Origin of the sequence: Kribbella sp. VKM Ac-2568, assembly GCF_004345365.1 — a bacterium.
In the GTDB taxonomy this organism is placed as follows: Bacteria; Actinomycetota; Actinomycetes; order Propionibacteriales; family Kribbellaceae; genus Kribbella; species Kribbella orskensis.
This window is the reverse complement of record NZ_SLVF01000001.1, coordinates 761618-777918: the sequence shown is the minus strand read 5'-3', so window position 1 is coordinate 777918 and position 16301 is coordinate 761618. Positions and strand designations below refer to the sequence as shown.

Here is a 16301-nt window from a genome sequence, read left to right as displayed (position 1 = left end):
CGGGTCACTTCTTCTTCTTGCCGGCGATCGCCTTGCGACGACCCTTACGGCTGCGGGCGTTGGTCCGCGTGCGCTGACCACGCACCGGCAGGCCGCTGCGGTGCCGGCGACCCTGGTACGACCCGATCTCGATCTTGCGGCGGATGTCCGCGGTCACCTCGCGACGGAGGTCACCTTCGATCTTGTAGTTGCCTTCGATGAAGTCCCGGAGCTTGACCAGTTCTTCGTCGCCCAGTTCGTGGACGCGCTTGTCACCGGAGATCCCGGTGGCTTCGAGCGTCTTCAGGGCGCGAGTACGACCTACACCGAAGATGTAGGTGAGAGCGACCTCGATGCGCTTGTCGCGCGGCAGGTCGACCCCTACGAGGCGTGCCATGTGGCGGTGTTCCTTTCGTCGGCAGAGGTGTGGTGGCGCGCCGCGTCCTTGCCCGCCTCGGTGCTCTGCCCGATCTCTCGGGATTTCACCGGCAAGGCCCCGGCCTCTGTTCCGGGGGCAGCATCCAGCCTGTTGCTTTGCTGGACGAGCGTGCGCGCTGTGGTGCGAAAGTGCTGTGCTGCTCGAGGTGGGGCTGGATCAGCCTTGCCGCTGCTTGTGCCGCGGGTTCTCGCAGATCACCATGACCCGGCCGTGACGGCGGATCACCTTGCACTTGTCGCAGATCTTCTTGACGCTCGGATTGACCTTCATCGAGCTTCTTTCTTCGACAGGTGATGTGGTGGTTACTTGTACCGGTAGACGATGCGACCCCGGGTGAGGTCGTACGGCGACAGCTCCACGACGACCCGGTCCTCGGGGAGGATCCGGATGTAGTGCTGCCTCATCTTGCCGCTGATGTGCGCGAGCACCTTGTGCCCGTTGGACAGCTCAACACGGAACATCGCGTTCGGCAGGGCCTCAACGATGGTGCCCTCGAGTTCGATGACTCCCTCTTTTTTGGGCATGTCCTCGCACTTCTGTAGACGACAACTGAATGGGTGGTACTACCGGCCCGCACCCCTGAACGAATGTCACCCTCCCGACGGCACACAGAATGCGCTCATCGAGCAGCCGCGGGCAGCACGATCAGAGGCCACAATGGGCCAAGGGAAGAGTGTACGCCACCTACTGTCCGGAAACCCAATCGGCCTCCGCCGGCCTCGGTACTCCGGGCCGGAGCGCCCGCCTGGCGACGGAGAGTGAGCGGTCAACAGCCGCGGGTGAGTTCCAGCTCGTCCAGGTGCTCGGCTCCCCACTCGTCGAGCGGCGCCAACGCCAGGTTCAGCGATTCACCGAGCTTGGTCAGAGAGTACTCGACCTTCGGCGGCACCTGGTGGAAGACCTCGCGGTGCACGATGTCACGGCTCTCCAGCTCGCGGAGCTGCTGGATCAGCATCTTCTCGGTCACCCCGGCGACGTCCTTGCGGAGCTCCCCGAACCGGCGCGGCCCGTGGTGCAGCGCCCAGAGGATGCGCGGCTTCCACTTCCCGCCGATCACGTCCGCGGCCGCGTCCAACCCACACGTGTACGGCGTCGCTGCCACCATGCCCGGAGCTCCTCACTGACCAAATGGTGAGTACCTGACTAAATAGTAGGTACTTGTCGACTTTATAGCCCCTCGGCAAGTCTGGACCACATGAAGACTCCTGTCACCGTTCTCGGCCTCGGCGCGATGGGGACCGCCCTCGCCCGGGCGTTCCTGGCCGCCGGCCACCCGACCACCGTCTGGAACCGCACCCCCGGCCGCTCCCCCGAACTCGACGACCTCGACGCCACCCGCGCCACCACTCTGGCCGAGGCGGTCCAGGCCGCCCCGCTGGTGATCGCCTGCCTGCTGGACTACGCCAGCGTCCACACCACCCTTGCCCCGCTGGATGCGGACACCTCGCTGCTTCAAGGCAAGACTCTGGTGAACCTGACGAACGGCACGCCTGCCCAGGCCCGGAGTACCGGCGAGTGGGCGCAGCGGCACGGCGCGCAGTACCTGGACGGCGGGATCATGGCGGTGCCGGCGATGATCGGCGGACCGGCGGCGTTCGTGCTCTACAGCGGCGCACCTGATGCCTTCGACCGCCACCAGACGACTCTTGCGGCGATCGCGAAGACGACCTATGTGGGCAGCGATCCGGGGCTTGCGGCGTTGCAGGATCTCGCGCTGCTCAGTGGCATGTACGGGATGTTCGGCGGCGCCGCGCAGGCCCTCGCGCTGGTCTCCAGCGAGAAGGTCTCCCCCACCGCCTTCACCGCCGACCTGCTGATCCCCTGGCTCACCGCCATGCTCGGCTCGATCACCGGAATCGCCAACGATCTCGAGTACGGCGCTGAGCCGGGTGCGGCGGGTTCGAACCTGGCGATGCAGGCGGCCGGGTTCGTCAACCTGCTCGACGCCTCGGTCGCTCAAGGGGTGGATCCGGCGCTGCTGGCTCCGATGGGCGAGTTGCTCGATCGGGCGGTCGCCGGGGGGCACGGCGACGAGGACCTCGCGGTGACGGTTCGCCTGCTCCAGAAGGCGAATCAGCAGGCGAACTAGGTCTGGTCGGTGAGGGGTCTGGTGGCGGCCCACTGCTCGCCGGTCTGCCAGACGTGCTCGGGCATGAGGTCCAGGAGGTCGCAGGCGGCGTCCAGCTGCGCCAGCGCAGTACTGGCGTCGCGGTAGGCGGCGAGAACCACGACGAAGCGGCGGCCTTCGCAGCTGAAGCCGAAGGGCGGGACAGGGGTGAGGGCCTCGACTGCCCGCGGGTGGAGCACCTCGAGGGCCAGGTCTTCCCGGCCATTGAACAACTGGTACGGCTCGGGAAGCCCGTCCACGGACAGATTGATCGGCAGCAGACTGGCCGCAGCCAGGGGGGCCAGTGAGGCGGGCAGCACCTGCAGCGGCGGCAGCGGCCGCTCGACCTCCAGGTCGAGGAAGTCGAAGCCGAGCTGGCGGCGCCGGACCTTGTGCCGGAAGCGGCCGGTCCAGAACTCCCGGCCGCGATGCCGACCCGCCGTGACGTCGACGACCTCCGCCGCGGGGTCAGCGTTGAACGGCGGGAACGGCCAGCGCTCCGGCAGGTCGGGATCGACCGCGTTGAAGTGCCAGCCCATCTGCTCGACGACGTCCTCCCAGGACCGTCTCAGCCTGGCCTCGGACAGCCGGGTGGCCAGGGTGAAGACGATCAACACCAGGAACCAGGCCAGCATCATCCAGCCGACCCAGCGCGGTTCGACGAGCAGGCCGACGATCACCAGCGGGACCGCAACGACGAACCAGAGCACGTAGACGAGCGCGGACCCCTGCCGCAGTTGCCACGCCCAGGCCGGCTTGAGCCGCGGCCGTAGGGCGCGGCGACCGACCGGAGCCGCCGTCAACGGCGCTTTCCGAGGTTGCCCAGGACGATCAACGTCCAGGGGATGAGCAGCCAGACCGGCCAGAAGTGCGGCCAGTTCCCACCGTTGGCGACGCCGATGACGAACCAGATGACCACGTTGATCATCACGATGCCGGTGAAGCCGCCGGCCGCCTGGCGCAGCGACGGCTGCTGCTGGCTGTTCTTCTTCCGCTCGGGGAACTCACCGGGGGCGGGAGCGGGCTTGCTGTCCTGCACCATCGCGGGGGTCTGGTAGGTCCGGACCGGCGGTAGGTCGCGCACCAGCGGTTCCAGCTCGCCGTACGTCTGAACGGCGTACAGCTGGTCGAGCCGCGAGGTGAACTCGGGCTGGTCCAGCCGACCGTCGGCAAAGGCGTCCCGCAGCCGGCCCGCGATCTTGTCGCGGTCGGCCTCGGTGAAGCGCTGGTGTGGCTGGTACTGACTGGGCATGTCCCAAGTGTGCCTCAGCCTGGGAGCGCACGGCGTCCCCCGATGGACGGACCCCGCTATCCGTCAGCCAGTGGGCCGCCGGTCAGTCTCAGTCGGCCAGCGGGCCGAAGGTGACGCCGAGCTCCTTGAGTCGGGCCTCGCCGCCGTCCAGGGCGGTCAGCACCCACGGACCCTGCGGGGTCAACGTGAACGTGTGCTCGGTGTGCGCCGCGGCCGTGCCGTCGTCGGTGACGACCGTCCAGTCGTCCTCGAGCGTGTGGTTGTCCTGCTGGCCCAGCGTGAGCATCGGCTCGACCGCCAGGGCCAGGCCCTCGATCAGCTTCGGCCCCTTGCCGGCCTTGCCGTAGTTCGGCACGTTCGGCGGCTGGTGCATCGCCGACCCGATCCCGTGCCCGACGAAGTCCTCGACGATCCCGTACGACGAGTTGGCGCGGACGTGGCGCTCGACGGCGGCGGAGATGTCGGTCAGCCGGCCACCCAGCCGAGCGGCGGCGAACCCGTGCCACATCGACTCCTCGCACACCTTCGCGAGCTCGAGCAGTTCGGGAACCACCTCGCCGACGGGCACCGTGATCGCGGCGTCGCCGTGCCAGCCGTCCACGATCGCGCCGCAGTCGATCGAGATGAGGTCGCCCTCGGCCAGCACCCGGTCGCCCGGGATGCCGTGCACGATCTCCTCGTTCACCGACGCGCAGATGGAGCCGGTGAAGCCGTGGTAGCCCTTGAACGAGGGGGTCGCGCCGGAGGACCGGATGTGGTCCTCGGCGATCGCGTCCAGCTCACCGGTGGTGATACCGGGCCGGACCTCGGCGCGGAGCAGTTCCAGGGTGCGGCCGACCACCAGGCCGGCCGCACGCATGGACAGGATCTGCTCGCGGCTCTTGATCTCGATCCCGCGGTCCTTGAACATCACAGCTCGGTTCTAACCATCCAGAGTCTTGAGGGCGGCGAGCACGCGCTCGCTGACCTCGGCGATCTCGCCGACGCCGTCCACCTCGACCAGCAGGCCGCGCTGGGCGTAGACCCGCAGCAGCGGCTTGGTCTCGGCGGCGTAGACCTCCTGGCGGTGCCGGATGACCTCTTCGGAGTCGTCCGAGCGGCCGTCGACCTTGGACCGGCGAAGCATCCGGTCCACCAGCACATCGGTGTCCGCGACCAGCGCGACCACGGCGTTCAACTGGTGGCCGTGGTCGGCCAGGATGTCGTCGAGAGTGCCGACCTGGGGCAACGTGCGCGGGTACCCGTCCAGCAGGAAGCCCTCGCCCGCGTCCGCCTCGGACAGCCGGTCCCGCACCATTGCGTTGGTGACCTCGTCCGGGACGTAGTTGCCCGCGTCCATGTACCGCTTCGCCTCGAGACCGAGCTCGGTCTCGTCCTTCACGTTCGCGCGGAAGATGTCGCCGGTGGATACGGCCGGGATTCCGAGACGGTCCGCAAGCACCTTTGCCTGCGTCCCCTTACCCGCTCCGGGCGGACCCATCAGCAACATTCTCATCAGCGCAGGAACCCTTCGTAATTACGCTGCTGCAGCTGCGACTCGATCTGCTTGACCGTGTCGAGACCGACGCCGACCATGATCAGGATCGACGTGCCGCCGAACGGGAAGTTCTGGCTGGCGTTCAGCAGGACCAGTGCGATCAGCGGGATCATCGAGATCGCCGCGAGGTAGATCGCGCCGGGCAGCGTGATGCGGGACAGGACGTAGGAGAGGTACTCCTCGGTCGGCCGGCCCGCCCGGATCCCGGGGATGAAGCCGCCGTACTTCTTCATGTTGTCTGCAACTTCCTTCGGATTGAAGGTAATCGAGACGTAGAAGTACGTGAAGAAGATGATCAGGGCGACATACGTCACCATGTAGATCGGGTGATCGCCCTTGACCAGGTTGCCCTGGATCCACTGCGCCCAGCCTTCGTCCTGCCGGAACTGACTGACCAGCACCGGTAGATAGAGCAGACTCGAGGCGAAGATGACCGGGATCACACCGGCCTGGTTCACCTTCAGCGGGATGTAGGTGGAGGTTCCGCCGAACATCTTGCGGCCCACCATGCGCTTGGCGTACTGGACCGGGATCCGGCGTTGCGCCTGCTCGATGAAGATGACGGCGGCCATGATGACCAGACCGATGGCGAGCACGACGATGAAGGTGCCGATGCCCTTCTGCTTGCGGATGCTCCACAGCTGCGACGGGAAGGTGGCGACGATCTGGGTGAAGATCAGGATCGACATGCCGTTGCCGACGCCGCGGTCGGTGATCAGCTCACCGAGCCACATCACCACGCCGGTACCGGCGGTCATGGTCAGCACCATCACGGTGACCGCGAACCAGCCGTCGTTGTGCAGCAGGGGCTCGTTGCAGCCCTGGAACAGCCGGCCGGGGGTCCGGGCGAGCGCGACGAACGCGGTCGCCTGCAGGATCGCCAGACCGACGGTCAGGAAGCGGGTGTACTGGGTGATCTTGCCCTGTCCCGCCTGGCCTTCCTTCTTCAGCGACTCCAGCCGCGGGATGACCACGGTGAGCAGCTGCAGGATGATGCTGGCGGTGATGTACGGCATGATGCCGAGCGCGAAGATCGCGAGCTGCAGCAGCGCCCCACCGGAGAACAGGTTGATCAGGTTGTACAGGTTCGCGTTGGAACCCGAGGTCGCCTGATTGAGGCAGGTGTCCAGCGACTTGACGTTGACGCCAGGCGCCGGCACGACCGAGCCGATCCGGAAGATCACGACGATGAAGAGCACGAACAAGATCTTCCGGCGCAGGTCCGGAGTCTTGAACGCGTTGGCAAAGGCGCCTAACACCCTGTCCTCCCACAAGTTTCCCTTGCCCGGTCAGGGCAGGGGCCTAGCAAAGCAGCTGGGCAAGAGACGAACCAGGGCTCGTCCGAACTCCAGCGCGACAATAACAAACGCTGGCTCGCACGAGCCCTGGCACTCACACCTCGGTGGCTGATCCTCCGGCCGCAAGGATCTTGTCCTTGGCGGTCTTGGAGAACTTGTGTACCGAAACCTGCAGTGCAACGGTCAGCTCGCCGTCGCCCAGCACCTTCACCGGGAGACTGTCGCGGACCGCGCCCTTGGCGACCAGGTCGGTCACGCCGACCTCGCCACCTTCGGGGAACAGCTGTCCGAGCTTGTCCAGGTTAACGACCTGGAACTCCACTCGGTTCCTGCTCTTGAAGCCTTTCAGCTTCGGCAGCCGCATGTGCAGCGGCATCTGGCCACCCTCGAAGTTCTCGGGGATGTTGTTGCGGGCCTTGCTGCCCTTGGTACCGCGGCCGGCCGTCTTACCCTTGCTGCCCTCACCACGACCCACGCGGGTCTTGGCGGTCTTGGCGCCGGGCGCCGGACGCAGGTGGTGAACCTTGAGCGCCATGTCAGTCAACCTCTTCAACGGTGATGAGGTGGCGAACCGTACGCACCATGCCCCGGATCTCCGGGCGGTCGTCGTGAACGGCGACGTCGCCGATCCGCTTCACGCCCAGGGTCCGCAGCGTGTCGCGCTGGTTCTGCTTGCCACCGATGCCGGAACGGGTCTGGGTCACCTTCAGGCGAGCCATCAGGAAGCCACCTCCGCCCGCGCCTTCAGCAGCGCCGCCGGGGCGACGTGCTCGACCGGCAGACCACGGCGAGCCGCCACGGCCTCCGGAGTCTCCAGGCTACGCAGCGCCTCGACCGTGGCGTGAACCACGTTGATGGCGTTGGACGAGCCCAGCGACTTGCTCAGGATGTCGTGGATCCCGGCGCACTCCAGTACCGCGCGTGCCGAACCACCCGCGATCACACCGGTACCGGGAGCGGCCGGACGCAGCATCACAACGCCTGCGGCCTTCTCGCCCTGGACCGGGTGCGGGATGGTGCCCTGGATCCTCGGCACCTTGAAGAATGCCTTCTTGGCCTCCTCGACACCCTTGGCGATCGCCGCGGGCACCTCCTTGGCCTTGCCATACCCAACACCGACGGTGCCTTCACCGTCGCCGACGACCACGAGGGCGGTGAAGCTGAAGCGACGACCACCCTTCACGACCTTGGCGACACGGTTGATGGCTACCACGCGCTCGATGTAGGCGGTCTTGTCAGCTGCCGCACCACGACCACCGTCGCGGTTACGGCGCTCACCACCGGCGCCGCCTCCGCGACGCTGCTGGCCTCCGCTCATTTCGAACTACCTTCTTCCTTTTGTGTCGCCATGTCAGAAGCCGAGGCCGCCCTCACGGGCGGCGTCGGCCAGGGCCGCGATACGGCCGTGGTACTTGTTCCCGGCCCGGTCGAAGACGACCGAGTCGATGCCGGCTGCCTTGGCGCGGTCGGCGATCAGGCCGCCCACGGTCTTGGCCTTGTCGGTCTTGTTCGCCTCCGCACCGCGCAGGTCCGCCTCCATGGTGGAAGCAGAGACCAGGGTGACGCCGGCGACGTCGTCGATGACCTGAGCGAACAGGTGCTTCGAGGACTTGCTGACCACCAGGCGCGGCCGGTCGGGGGTGCCGTTGACCTTCTTGCGGACGCGGATCTGGCGACGCAGCCGGGAGGAGGTCTTCTTGGCGGAGTGCTTGTTGTGACGCAATCCGATCGCCATGGTTACTTACCAGCCTTTCCGACCTTGCGGCGCACCTGCTCGCCCGCGTACCGCACACCCTTGCCCTTGTACGGCTCGGGCTTGCGCAGCTTGCGGATGTTGGCGGCGACCTCGCCGACCGACTGCTTGTCGATTCCCTGCACCGAGAACCGGGTCGGCGTCTCCACCGCGAAGGTGATGCCGTCCGGCGCCTCCACCGTGATGGTGTGGCTGTAGCCGAGCGAGAACTCCAGCGTGCCCGGGCCCTTGGACAGGACGCGGTAACCGACGCCGACGATCTCGAGCTTCTTCTCGTAGCCGTCCGTCACGCCGGTCACCAGGTTGGCGATCAGGGTGCGGGACAGGCCGTGCAGTTCCTTGCTCTTGCGCTGGTCGTCCGGACGCGAGACGGCGATCGTGCCGTCCTCGTCGCGGTTGACCACGATCGGCTCCGCAACAACGTGCGAGAGCTGACCCTTGGGACCCTTCACGGTGACCGTCTGGCCGTCGATCGTGACGTCGACGCCGGACGGGACCGTGATCGGGAGCTTACCGATGCGAGACATGAGAGTGGTCCTCCTTCCGGTTCTTCGTCACCAGACGTAGGCGAGGACTTCCCCGCCAACGCCCTTGTTCTTGGCCTGCCGGTCGGTCAGGAGTCCCTGCGACGTCGAGATGATCGCGACGCCGAGGCCACCGAGCACCTTGGGCAGATTGGTCGACTTCGCGTACACCCGCAGGCCGGGCTTGCTGATCCGGCGCACGCCCGCGATGGAGCGCTCCCGGCTCGGGCCGAACTTCAGATCGACGATCAGGGTCTTGCCGACGGCGCCTTCCTTCGGCTCCTCGACCTTGTAGGAGGAGATGTAGCCCTCCTGCTGGAGGATGTCGGCGATGCCCTGCTTGATCTTGCTGTACGGCATCTGGGTCGACTCGTGATACGCCTGGTTGGCGTTGCGCAGACGTGTCAACATGTCTGCGATCGGGTCGGTCATCGTCATGGCCTGGGGCCTCTTTCCCGCCGTGGTTTCGCCTTCGGGCGACCTACGGTGACTAGATGGTGGTTGGAGAGAAAAACGGTGCCCGTGGTACGGATGGTCACCAGCTGGACTTGGTACTGCGTCACCAGCTGGACTTCGTCACGCCGGGCAGCTCGCCCCGGTGCGCCATCTCGCGCAGGCAGATCCGGCACAGGCCGAACTTGCGGAAGACGGCCTTGGGCCGGCCGCAGCGCTGGCAGCGCGTGTAACCACGCACCGCGAACTTCGGCTTGCGGGCCTGCTTGACCTTGAGTGCTGTCTTCGCCACGTCAGTTCTCCTTGAACGGGAAGCCGAGCTGCCGCAGCAGCGCGCGCCCCTCGTCGTCGTTCTTGGCGGTGGTCACCACGGTGATGTCCATCCCGCGAACCCGGTCGATCCGGTCCTGGTTGATCTCGTGGAACATCACCTGCTCGGTCAGGCCGAAGGTGTAGTTCCCGTTGCCGTCGAACTGCTTGGCCGACAGGCCGCGGAAGTCGCGGATCCGGGGCAGCGCGAGCGCCAGCAGCCGGTCCAGGAACTCCCACATCCGGTCGCCGCGCAGCGTGACGTGCGCGCCGATCGGCATGCCCTCACGCAGCTTGAACTGCGCGATCGACTTGCGGGCCTTGGTCACCGACGGCTTCTGGCCGGTGATCGCGGCCAGGTCCTTGATGGCGCCGTCGATCAGCTTGGAGTCGCGAGCCGCCTCGCCGACACCCATGTTCACCACGATCTTGGTGAGTCCGGGTACCTGCATCACGTTCTCGAAGTGGAACTCGTCCTGCAGCTTGCCGACGATCTCGTCGCGGTACTTGGTCTTCAGCCGGGGCAGCGTCTTCGCCTCGGTGGCTGCGGTCGTCATCAGATCTCCTCGCCGGTGCGGCGTGAGATACGCACGCTGCGGAACCCGGTGTACGTCGAACCGTCGGGGCGCCGCTTCTGCACCTCGACGCGGTTGTAGCCGACGCGGGTGGTGACCTTCTGCTTCTTGCCATCCGCGTCGGTGATCTCGACGAGTAGCATCACGTTGGAGACGTGGATCGGGGCTTCCTGGGTGACGATGCCACCCGTGGTGCCGCCGCGCTGGGCCTGCTGCACCTTGGTGTGCTTCTTGACCCGGTTGACGCCTTCGACGATGACCTTCTCGACCTCGGGCAGGACCGAGATGATCTTGCCCTCGAGACCCTTGGACTTGCCGGCGATCACGCGAACGAGATCACCCTTCTTGACGTGCAGCGTGCGCCGCACCTTCTCCTGCGCCATCTCAGAGCACCTCCGGAGCGAGCGAGATGATCTTCATGAAGCGCTTCTCCCGCAGCTCGCGGCCGACCGGCCCGAAGATACGGGTACCGCGCGGCTCGCCGTCGGCCTTCAGGATCACCGCGGCGTTCTCGTCGAACCGGATGTAGGAGCCGTCCGGACGCCGGCGCTCCTTCACGGTGCGCACGATGACAGCCTTGACGACGTCGCCCTTCTTGACGCCACCACCCGGGATCGCGTCCTTGACGGTGGCGACGATCGTGTCACCGACACCGGCGTAGCGCCGACCTGAGCCACCGAGAACGCGGATGCACAAGATCTCCTTGGCACCCGTGTTGTCGGCGACCTTCAGTCGCGACTCCTGCTGGATCATCTGTTGATCTCCTGGTTGTCTCGCTGGTTCTCACCCGTGGTGAGCCTTGCGGAACGAATGATTTCGATTGGGTACTGCGGGGCGACGTCTGTCACTTCGCCTTTTCGAGGATCTCCACGACGCGCCAGCGCTTCGTCGCCGAGAGCGGCCGGGTCTCCATCAGGAGGACGCGGTCGCCGATACCGGCGGCGTTCTGCTCGTCGTGGGCCTTGAGCTTGCTGGTGCGACGGATGACCTTGCCGTACAGCTTGTGCTTGACCCGGTCCTCGACCTCGACGGTGACGGTCTTGTCCATCTTGTCGCTCAGCACCAGACCCTCACGGGTCTTGCGGGCACCTCGCGCCTTGGTCGTGCTCACGGTCTCGTCCTTCGCTGCGTTCTCGGTCATGCCTTGCTCCCGGCCTTCTCGCTGTCGTCCGCTGCCACTTCATCTGACACAGCGTCGGTTTCGACCTCGGCGTCAGCGGCGTCAGCCGCGGGGGCGTCGACCTCGTCGGTGATGCCGAGCGCCCGCTCGGTCAGCACCGTGTAGATGCGGGCGATGTCCTTGCGGACGGCGCGCAGCCGGCCGTGGGACTCCAGCTGACCCGTGGCAGCCTGGAACCGGAGGTTGAACAGCTCCTCCTTGGCGTTACCGAGCTTCTCCAGAAGCTCGTCCTTTCCCAGGTTCCGCAGCTCGGCGGCGGTCAGGGTAGCCATCAGTTCTCACCTGCCTCTCGGGTGATGAAGCGGCACTTCATCGGCAACTTGTGGATCGCGCGGCGCATGGCCTCGCGGGCGACGTCCTCGGGCACACCCGAGAGCTCGAACATCACGCGACCGGACTTCACGTTGGCGATCCACCACTCGGGCGAACCCTTACCGGAACCCATCCGGGTCTCGGCCGGCTTCTTGGTCAGCGGGCGGTCCGGGTAGATGTTGATCCAGACCTTTCCGCCACGCTTGATGTGCCGGGTCATCGCGATACGAGCGGACTCGATCTGCCGGTTGGTGACGTAGTGGCTCTCCAGGGCCTGGATGCCGAAGTCACCGAACGCCAGCGTGGTGCCACCCTTGGCAGCGCCGGAGCGCTTCGGGTGGTGCTGCTTGCGGTGCTTGACCTTGCGGGGGATGAGCACGGTTCAGCTCTCCGTTCCGGTCGTCTCGGCCGGCTTGTCGGCTGCCGGCGCTGCGTCGGCCTTGGGGGCCTCGTTACGGGCGCCGCCGTCGCGACGGTCGTCACGACGGCCACCACGGTCGCCGCCACGGCCACCACGGTCGCCGCGGTCGCCACCGTCACGGCGGGCCGGACGGCCACGCTGCTGAGTGGCGGCGCGGGCAGCGGCCTGCGCCTCGCGCTCGGCGCGGGAGCCGGCGACGTCACCCTTGTAGATCCAGACCTTCACGCCGATCCGGCCGAAGGTCGTGCGGGCCTCGTAGAAGCCGTAGTCGATGTCAGCGCGAAGCGTGTGCAGCGGCACCCGGCCCTCGCGGTAGAACTCCGACCGCGACATCTCGGCGCCACCCAGCCGACCGGAGCACTGGATCCGGATGCCCAGGGCGCCGCCACGCATGGTGGTCTGCATCGCCTTGCGCATCGCGCGGCGGAACGCCACGCGGCCGGACAGCTGCTCGGCCACACCCTGGGCGACCAGCTGCGCGTCGACCTCGGCGTTCTTGACCTCGAGGATGTTCAGCTGCACCTGCTTGCCGGTGAGCTCCTCCAGGCTGCCCCGGATCCGGTCCGCCTCGGCGCCGCGGCGACCGATGACGATGCCCGGACGGGCGGTGTGGATGTCGACGCGGACGCGGTCACGGGTGCGCTCGATCTCCACGCGGGAGATGCCGGCGCGCTCCATGCCCTTGCTCAGCAGGCGGCGGATCTTGACGTCCTCGCCCACGTAGTCCTTGTACAGCTTCTCGGCGTACCAACGACTCTTGTGGTCCGTGCTGATGCCGAGTCGGAACCCGTGCGGGTTAACCTTCTGGCCCACTAGCGGGTCCTGCCCTTCTTCTCAGCGGCGACCTTCTTGGTGCCGTCGGCCTTCTTCGCGGCGGCCTTCTTGGCGCCGTCGGCCTTCTTGCCGTCCTTCTTGGCTTCGGCCTGCTCCGCCTCGACCTTCGGGCCCACTACCACGGTGATGTGGCTGGTCCGCTTGTCGATCCGGGTGGCCCGGCCCTGTGCACGCGGGCGGTGACGCTTCAGCGTCGGTCCCTCGTCCACGAAGGCCTTCACCACGACCAGCTCGGCCCGGCTCAGGTGCTCGGTGCCCTCGGCGTTCGCCGCGGCGCTGTCGACGACCTTGTACACGGTCGCGGCAGCGGCCTGCGGGGCGAACTTCAGAGTGGCGAGTGCGTCGTCGACGCCCATGCCGCGCACCAGGTCGACCACGCGACGCGCCTTCATCGGCGTCACGCGGACGAAGCGCGCGACCGCGAAGGCCCCGGGCTCCTCGCCCAGCAGGCTCTCGCGACGGGCACTGACAGCCCTACGCTCCATTACGCTCATGATGTTCGAATCTCTCCGTCGGTTGCTCTGCGCTTCGTCCTGACCGAGGTCAGCGACGCCGTGCCTTGCGGTCGTCCTTCTCGTGGCCCTTGAACGTCCGGGTCGGGGCGAACTCGCCGAGCTTGTGCCCGACCATCGCGTCCGTCACGAACACCGGCACGTGCTTGCGACCGTCGTGCACCGCGAGCGTGTGGCCGATCATGTCCGGCACGATCATCGATCGGCGGGACCAGGTCTTGATGACGTTGTGGGTGCCCTTCTCGTTCTGCACCTCCACCTTCTTCATCAGGTGGTGGTCGACGAACGGGCCTTTCTTGAGGCTGCGTGGCATCTCTGTCCGGCTCCCTATCAGCGCTTCTTGCCGGCCTTGCGGCGCCGGACGATCATGCGGTCGCTTTCCTTGCGGGTGCGGGTGCGGCCCTCAGGCTGACCCCACGGGGACACCGGGTGACGTCCACCCGAGGTCTTGCCCTCACCACCACCGTGCGGGTGGTCGACCGGGTTCATGGCGACACCACGGACGGTCGGGCGCTTGCCCTTCCAGCGCATCCGGCCGGCCTTGCCCCAGTTGATGTTCGACTGCTCGCCGTTGCCGACCTCACCGAGGGTGGCGCGGCAGCGCACGTCGACCATCCGGACCTCGCCGGACGGCATCCGCAGGGTGGCCATCCGGCCCTCCTTGGCGACCAGCTGAACGCTGGCACCGGCGGAGCGGGCCATCTTGGCGCCACCGCCCGGGCGCATCTCGACGGCGTGCACCGTCGAGCCGACCGGGATGTTGCGCAGCGGCAGGTTGTTGCCCACCTTGATGTCGGCCGCGGGGCCGTTCTCGACGATCGTGCCCTGCTTCAGGTTCGCCGGCGCGAGGATGTAGCGCTTCTCGCCGTCGACGTAGTGCAGCAGCGCGATCCGCGCGGTGCGGTTCGGGTCGTACTCGATCTCGGCGACCTTGGCCGGCACACCGTCCTTGTCGTACCGCTTGAAGTCGATCAGGCGGTACGCCCGCTTGTGACCGCCACCGTGGTGCCGGGTGGTGATCTTGCCGGAGTTGTTCCGGCCGCCCTTCTTGGGCAGCGGGCGGAGCAGGGACTTCTCAGGGGTCGAACGGGTGAGCTCGACGAAGTCGGCCACGCTCGAGCCACGGCGGCCCGGCGTCGTCGGCTTGTATTTGCGGATACCCATTACGACTGGCCTCCGAAGATGTCGATGCGGTCGTCGCCGGAGAGGCTGACGATCGCTCGCTTGGTGTCAGGACGCTTGCCCCAGCCCGTACGGGTGCGGCGACGCTTGCCCTTGCGGTTGATCGTGTTGACGGAAGTGACCCGGACGTTGAACACCTTCTCGACCGCGAGCTTGATCTCGGTCTTGTTGGCGTCCGGAGCGACCTCGAACGTGTACTTCTGCTCGTCCAGCAGGCCGTAGCTCTTCTCGCTCACGACCGGCCGCAGCAGCACGTCCCGCGGGTCCTTGTTGACTCCGTGGCTCATGCTTCTACCTCCTGCTCGGCCTCGGTCGACGTTGCGACGGCCTTGACGGACTTGCCCTTCGGCGTACCGGCGACGAAGGCGTCCAGCGAAGCGCTGGTGAAGATCACCGCGTCGTTGCACAGCACGTCGTACGCGTTCAGCTGGTCGGCCGCGATCAGGTGCACGGTCGGCACGTTGCGCAGGCTGAGCAGCGACACGTCATCGGTCCGCTCGACGACCACCAGCACCTTGAGGTACTCGGTGACCTCGGCGAGGACCTTCCGCGCGGCCTTGGTGGAGGGCGCGTCGCCGTCCACGAACTTCTCGACCACGTGGACGCGGCCGTCTCGGGCCCGGTCGGAGAGCGCACCGCGGAGCGCGGCGGCGATCATCTTCTTCGGGGTCCGCTGGCTGTAGTCGCGCGGCGTGGGGCCGTGCACGACGCCACCACCGGTGAACTGCGGTGCGCGGGTCGAGCCCTGACGGGCGCGGCCGGTGCCCTTCTGGCGGTACGGCTTGGCGCCACCACCGGACACCTCGCCACGGCGCTTGACCTTGTGCGTGCCCTGACGGGCCGCGGCCAGCTGTGCCACGACGACCTGGTGGATTAGCGGGATGTTGACCTGAACGTCGAAGAGTTCGGCCGGGAGCTCCGCGGAGCCCTTCTTGCTGACCTTGTCGCCCTTCACGACGACGACGTCAACGGTGCTCATTTGGTAGCTCCCTTCGCGGCGTTGCGGATCAGCACGAGGCCGCCCTTGGGACCGGGGACGGCGCCCTTGAGCAGGACCAGACCGCGCTCCGCGTCGATCGCGTGGACCGTCACGTTCTGCGTGGTGACCTTCTCGTTGCCCATCCGGCCGGCCATCTTGAGGCCCTTGAAGACCCGGCCCGGGGTCGCGCAGCCGCCGATGGAGCCCGGCGAACGGTGCTTCTTGTGCACACCGTGGGTGGCGCGAAGACCGTGGAAGCCATGGCGCTTCATCACACCGGCGAAGCCCTTGCCCTTGCTGGTGGCGGAGACGTCGACGATCTCTCCGGCCTCGAAGGCCTCGGCCTTGATCTCCTGGCCCAGGGTGTACTCGCTGGCGTCAGCGGTCCGCAGCTCGAGCAGGTGACGGCGCGGGGTCACGCCGGCCTTCTCGAAGTGGCCGCGCATCGGCGAGTTCACCTTGCGGGGGTCGATGTCGCCGAAGGCGATCTGGACACCGTCGTAGCCGTGGCTGTCCGAGGTACGCACCTCGGTGACGACGCACGGGCCGGCCTGGATCACGGTGACGGGGACGACCCGGTTGTTCTCGTCCCAGGTCTGGGTCATGCCGAGCTTGGTGCCCAGCAGACCGCGCGTGTTCTTCTGAATGCTCATTG

30 protein-coding genes are annotated in these 16301 nt (G+C 67.0%); 1 reads left to right on the top strand and 29 read right to left on the bottom strand.

The window, feature by feature from the left end:
• Positions 1-4 precede the first annotated feature (4 nt).
• From rpsM to EV648_RS03730, 4 genes are all read right to left on the bottom strand, one after another.
• Positions 5-376, bottom strand: a complete 372-nt coding sequence (gene rpsM, locus EV648_RS03745; protein WP_020388083.1) for a 30S ribosomal protein S13 — start codon at positions 374-376, stop codon at positions 5-7.
• 198 nt (positions 377-574) lie between these two features.
• On the bottom strand, positions 575-688 hold the full coding sequence (rpmJ, locus tag EV648_RS03740; RefSeq protein WP_008361054.1) for a 50S ribosomal protein L36: 114 nt from the start codon (positions 686-688) through the stop codon (positions 575-577).
• 32 nt (positions 689-720) lie between these two features.
• Positions 721-942, bottom strand: a complete 222-nt coding sequence (gene infA, locus EV648_RS03735) for a translation initiation factor IF-1 (RefSeq protein ID WP_012923661.1) — start codon at positions 940-942, stop codon at positions 721-723.
• Between the two features lie 242 nt (positions 943-1184).
• Positions 1185-1523, bottom strand: a complete 339-nt coding sequence (locus EV648_RS03730; protein ID WP_132190638.1) for a helix-turn-helix domain-containing protein — start codon at positions 1521-1523, stop codon at positions 1185-1187.
• Between the two features lie 90 nt (positions 1524-1613).
• Here EV648_RS03730 and EV648_RS03725 point away from each other — a divergent pair, with 90 nt between their 5' ends.
• Positions 1614-2507: an NAD(P)-dependent oxidoreductase gene (locus tag EV648_RS03725; protein WP_132284925.1), complete on the top strand. Its 894-nt coding sequence runs from the start codon at positions 1614-1616 to the stop codon at positions 2505-2507.
• Here EV648_RS03725 and EV648_RS03720 read toward each other — a convergent pair.
• From EV648_RS03720 to rplC, 25 genes are all read right to left on the bottom strand, one after another.
• Positions 2504-3328 (bottom strand): hypothetical protein, encoded by an 825-nt coding sequence (locus tag EV648_RS03720; protein ID WP_132284923.1) that lies wholly within the window; start codon positions 3326-3328, stop codon positions 2504-2506. The genes EV648_RS03725 and EV648_RS03720 overlap by 4 nt on opposite strands.
• On the bottom strand, positions 3325-3777 hold the full coding sequence (locus EV648_RS03715; protein WP_132284921.1) for a DUF1707 domain-containing protein: 453 nt from the start codon (positions 3775-3777) through the stop codon (positions 3325-3327). Before EV648_RS03715 ends, EV648_RS03720 begins: the two co-directional genes overlap by 4 nt.
• A gap of 88 nt (positions 3778-3865) precedes the next feature.
• Positions 3866-4687, bottom strand: coding sequence for a type I methionyl aminopeptidase (map, locus tag EV648_RS03710; RefSeq protein WP_199234422.1), 822 nt, complete (start codon positions 4685-4687; stop codon positions 3866-3868).
• Positions 4688-4699: 12 nt separating this feature from the next.
• Positions 4700-5272 carry an adenylate kinase gene (locus EV648_RS03705; RefSeq protein WP_132284917.1) on the bottom strand — a complete coding sequence of 191 codons (573 nt, stop codon included), beginning with the start codon at positions 5270-5272 and terminating at the stop codon, positions 4700-4702.
• Entirely contained in the window at positions 5272-6573 is a 1302-nt protein-coding gene (gene secY, locus EV648_RS03700; RefSeq protein WP_132284915.1) for a preprotein translocase subunit SecY, read from the bottom strand. The genes EV648_RS03705 and secY overlap by 1 nt, the downstream gene beginning before the upstream one ends.
• A 133-nt stretch (positions 6574-6706) precedes the next feature.
• A complete protein-coding gene (gene rplO, locus EV648_RS03695; RefSeq protein ID WP_132284913.1) occupies positions 6707-7147 on the bottom strand; it encodes a 50S ribosomal protein L15 in 441 nt (146 codons plus the stop codon).
• A 1-nt stretch (position 7148) separates the two neighbouring features.
• A complete protein-coding gene (rpmD, locus tag EV648_RS03690) occupies positions 7149-7331 on the bottom strand; it encodes a 50S ribosomal protein L30 (RefSeq protein WP_012923669.1) in 183 nt (60 codons plus the stop codon).
• On the bottom strand, positions 7331-7930 hold the full coding sequence (gene rpsE, locus EV648_RS03685; protein WP_132190630.1) for a 30S ribosomal protein S5: 600 nt from the start codon (positions 7928-7930) through the stop codon (positions 7331-7333). Before rpsE ends, rpmD begins: the two co-directional genes overlap by 1 nt.
• A gap of 33 nt (positions 7931-7963) precedes the next feature.
• A complete protein-coding gene (rplR, locus tag EV648_RS03680; RefSeq protein ID WP_132190629.1) occupies positions 7964-8347 on the bottom strand; it encodes a 50S ribosomal protein L18 in 384 nt (127 codons plus the stop codon).
• 2 nt (positions 8348-8349) lie between these two features.
• The gene (rplF, locus tag EV648_RS03675) at positions 8350-8892 is read right to left on the bottom strand and encodes a 50S ribosomal protein L6 (protein WP_132284911.1); all 543 of its coding nucleotides are present in this window, start codon (positions 8890-8892) and stop codon (positions 8350-8352) included.
• A gap of 27 nt (positions 8893-8919) precedes the next feature.
• Positions 8920-9327 carry a 30S ribosomal protein S8 gene (gene rpsH / locus EV648_RS03670; RefSeq protein WP_132190627.1) on the bottom strand — a complete coding sequence of 136 codons (408 nt, stop codon included), beginning with the start codon at positions 9325-9327 and terminating at the stop codon, positions 8920-8922.
• A 121-nt stretch (positions 9328-9448) separates the two neighbouring features.
• Complete coding sequence (locus EV648_RS03665; RefSeq protein WP_012923674.1) at positions 9449-9634, bottom strand: type Z 30S ribosomal protein S14; 186 nt, start codon at positions 9632-9634, stop codon at positions 9449-9451.
• Between the two features lies 1 nt (position 9635).
• Positions 9636-10208 (bottom strand): 50S ribosomal protein L5, encoded by a 573-nt coding sequence (gene rplE, locus EV648_RS03660; protein ID WP_132284909.1) that lies wholly within the window; start codon positions 10206-10208, stop codon positions 9636-9638.
• Positions 10208-10609: a 50S ribosomal protein L24 gene (gene rplX, locus EV648_RS03655; protein ID WP_132284907.1), complete on the bottom strand. Its 402-nt coding sequence runs from the start codon at positions 10607-10609 to the stop codon at positions 10208-10210. Before rplX ends, rplE begins: the two co-directional genes overlap by 1 nt.
• A gap of 1 nt (position 10610) precedes the next feature.
• Positions 10611-10979, bottom strand: a complete 369-nt coding sequence (gene rplN, locus EV648_RS03650) for a 50S ribosomal protein L14 (protein ID WP_077019238.1) — start codon at positions 10977-10979, stop codon at positions 10611-10613.
• A gap of 91 nt (positions 10980-11070) precedes the next feature.
• Complete coding sequence (gene rpsQ / locus EV648_RS03645) at positions 11071-11367, bottom strand: 30S ribosomal protein S17 (protein ID WP_132190624.1); 297 nt, start codon at positions 11365-11367, stop codon at positions 11071-11073.
• Positions 11364-11678 carry a 50S ribosomal protein L29 gene (rpmC, locus tag EV648_RS44910; protein ID WP_132284905.1) on the bottom strand — a complete coding sequence of 105 codons (315 nt, stop codon included), beginning with the start codon at positions 11676-11678 and terminating at the stop codon, positions 11364-11366. The genes rpsQ and rpmC overlap by 4 nt, the downstream gene beginning before the upstream one ends.
• Complete coding sequence (gene rplP / locus EV648_RS03635; RefSeq protein ID WP_132190622.1) at positions 11678-12097, bottom strand: 50S ribosomal protein L16; 420 nt, start codon at positions 12095-12097, stop codon at positions 11678-11680. The genes rpmC and rplP overlap by 1 nt, the downstream gene beginning before the upstream one ends.
• 3 nt (positions 12098-12100) lie before the next feature.
• On the bottom strand, positions 12101-12952 hold the full coding sequence (gene rpsC, locus EV648_RS03630; RefSeq protein ID WP_132190621.1) for a 30S ribosomal protein S3: 852 nt from the start codon (positions 12950-12952) through the stop codon (positions 12101-12103).
• The gene (gene rplV, locus EV648_RS03625) at positions 12952-13458 is read right to left on the bottom strand and encodes a 50S ribosomal protein L22 (protein WP_370452689.1); all 507 of its coding nucleotides are present in this window, start codon (positions 13456-13458) and stop codon (positions 12952-12954) included. The genes rpsC and rplV overlap by 1 nt, the downstream gene beginning before the upstream one ends.
• A gap of 58 nt (positions 13459-13516) precedes the next feature.
• Positions 13517-13798 (bottom strand): 30S ribosomal protein S19, encoded by a 282-nt coding sequence (gene rpsS / locus EV648_RS03620; RefSeq protein WP_132190619.1) that lies wholly within the window; start codon positions 13796-13798, stop codon positions 13517-13519.
• 17 nt (positions 13799-13815) lie between these two features.
• Positions 13816-14649: a 50S ribosomal protein L2 gene (rplB, locus tag EV648_RS03615; RefSeq protein ID WP_132190618.1), complete on the bottom strand. Its 834-nt coding sequence runs from the start codon at positions 14647-14649 to the stop codon at positions 13816-13818.
• Entirely contained in the window at positions 14649-14954 is a 306-nt protein-coding gene (rplW, locus tag EV648_RS03610) for a 50S ribosomal protein L23 (protein ID WP_132190617.1), read from the bottom strand. Before rplW ends, rplB begins: the two co-directional genes overlap by 1 nt.
• Entirely contained in the window at positions 14951-15646 is a 696-nt protein-coding gene (gene rplD / locus EV648_RS03605) for a 50S ribosomal protein L4 (protein ID WP_132284901.1), read from the bottom strand. Before rplD ends, rplW begins: the two co-directional genes overlap by 4 nt.
• Positions 15643-16299: a 50S ribosomal protein L3 gene (gene rplC, locus EV648_RS03600; RefSeq protein ID WP_241994849.1), complete on the bottom strand. Its 657-nt coding sequence runs from the start codon at positions 16297-16299 to the stop codon at positions 15643-15645. The genes rplD and rplC overlap by 4 nt, the downstream gene beginning before the upstream one ends.
• Between the last annotated feature and the right edge of the window lie 2 nt (positions 16300-16301).